At 56.1% G+C, this 239-nt stretch carries 1 protein-coding gene; it reads left to right on the top strand.

The window, feature by feature from the left end; translation table 11 throughout:
* Positions 1-6: 6 nt before the first annotated feature.
* Positions 7-138, top strand: a complete 132-nt coding sequence (locus F1003_RS16380) for a hypothetical protein (RefSeq protein ID WP_306461438.1) — start codon at positions 7-9, stop codon at positions 136-138.
* Positions 139-239: the final 101 nt, after the last annotated feature.

Here is a 239-nt window from a genome sequence, read left to right as displayed (position 1 = left end):
ATCCTGATGGCGCTTGGCATGATGATGCTATCGCCGATGATCGTCTCGCTGCCGTTCAAACTTTTGCTGTTCGTGCTGGTCGATGGCTGGGCCCTGACCATGGGTTCTCTTCCCAGCAGTTTCGCCGGAGGGCTCTGATATGGATTTCGACACCAATATCCAGCATCTCAAGCTGGCCTACTGGACCATTCTGATGACCGCCGGTCCAATCCTGATCGTGGCTCTCGCAGTGGGTCTGG

It is taken from the genome of Winogradskyella ouciana, assembly GCF_009709615.1.
GTDB lineage: Bacteria > Bacteroidota > Bacteroidia > Flavobacteriales > Flavobacteriaceae > Winogradskyella > Winogradskyella ouciana.
Note: the sequence above shows the minus strand (reverse complement) of the source record. Positions and strands in the feature narration are given on the sequence as shown.

Excerpts from the sequence above, each read along its gene's own strand:
- F1003_RS16380 (WP_306461438.1), top strand. The coding sequence starts at position 7 with ATGGCGCTTGGCATGATGATGCTATCGCCGATGATCGTCTCGCTGCCG.